General features: G+C 45.0%; 2 protein-coding genes. One reads left to right on the top strand and one right to left on the bottom strand.

Going from position 1 to position 1,034, the window contains the following annotated elements; translation table 11 throughout:
* The first annotated feature begins 4 nt into the window (after window positions 1–4).
* Complete coding sequence (locus tag DDR33_RS09570; protein WP_109415762.1) at window positions 5–412, top strand: EVE domain-containing protein; 408 nt, start codon at window positions 5–7, stop codon at window positions 410–412.
* 86 nt (window positions 413–498) lie between these two features.
* On the opposite strand, the gene DDR33_RS09575 is transcribed toward DDR33_RS09570, so the two are convergent.
* A complete protein-coding gene (locus DDR33_RS09575) occupies window positions 499–1,023 on the bottom strand; it encodes an acyl-CoA thioesterase (RefSeq protein ID WP_109415563.1) in 525 nt (174 codons plus the stop codon).
* Window positions 1,024–1,034 lie beyond the last annotated feature (11 nt).

Genomic DNA, 1,034 nt, shown 5'->3' on the forward strand with positions numbered 1-1,034 from the left:
GTCCATGAACTATTGGTTAGTAAAATCTGAGCCGTTTAAATATAGCTGGCAGAAGTTTAACGAAGACGGACGAACATTTTGGGACGGCGTCCGCAATTTCCAGGCGAGAAATAATCTGAAGTCTATGAAAGAAGGCGATTTGGTTCTTTTTTATCATAGCAATGAAGGGAAAGAGGTTGTTGGGGTGGCAAAAGTTGTCAGGGAGTCTTACCAGGACCCTACTACCGAAGATCAAAATTGGGTAGTGGTAGATCTTTCACCTGTAGAAACGTTAAAGAAAACGGTTACTCTTGAACAGATCAAGAAGGACGAGCGTCTTCAGAATATCGGCCTGATAAAGCAGGGAAGGCTTTCCGTGATGGCATTAAAACCAGAAGAATTTGACCGCATCCTGGAATTAGGAAATGCATGAGCCAGGATCAGGTTGTGAGCTGTGAGACATCTAAAGTGATAAATACATCACAGCTCATAACCAGAGCCTCTGAGCAAAGAACCTTTTTATTCTTCCGGAAAGAAGATCGCTTTCAGGTGGGAGGCCTCTTCCGGTTTCATTTTACCCGCAACGATAAGACGCAATTCGCGGCGCGACTGGGCCGTGTCGAAAAGATGCTTTTCCTCTTCTGTCTCGGGGAGCAGCTCCGGAATGACAGCTGGTTTGCCGTCCCCATCCAACGCCACGAAAGTATAGTAAGCTTCATTACTCTTTATTTTTGATCCCGATGGAATATTCTCGCTCCATACTTCGATCCTGACTTCCATAGATGTGCGGAAGGCGCGTGTAACCTTGGCATTTATCGTGATGACGTCTCCCAGCTTAACTGGTTGTTTGAAGGAAACATTGTCAACAGAAGCAGTTACAACGATATGATTAGAATGTTTCTGAGCGGAAATAGCTGCGGCAATATCCATCAGGTGAAGCAGTCGTCCTCCCATTAAATTGTGCAGAGGATTCGTGTCATTAGGGAGTACCAGTTCATTCATGACTGTGTACGATTCGCGGGCGGGTTTTGATGTGATTTGCATTTTGTTTTATG

It is taken from the genome of Pararcticibacter amylolyticus (assembly GCF_003130405.1).
Taxonomy (GTDB): domain Bacteria; phylum Bacteroidota; class Bacteroidia; order Sphingobacteriales; family Sphingobacteriaceae; genus Arcticibacter; species Arcticibacter amylolyticus.

What these genes read in the sequence shown, in the direction of transcription:
- DDR33_RS09570 (WP_109415762.1), top strand. Translation starts at nt 5, where the DNA reads ATGAACTATTGGTTAGTAAAATCTGAGCCGTTTAAATATAGCTGGCAG.
- DDR33_RS09575 (WP_109415563.1), bottom strand. Translation starts at nt 1,023, where the DNA reads ATGCAAATCACATCAAAACCCGCCCGCGAATCGTACACAGTCATGAAT.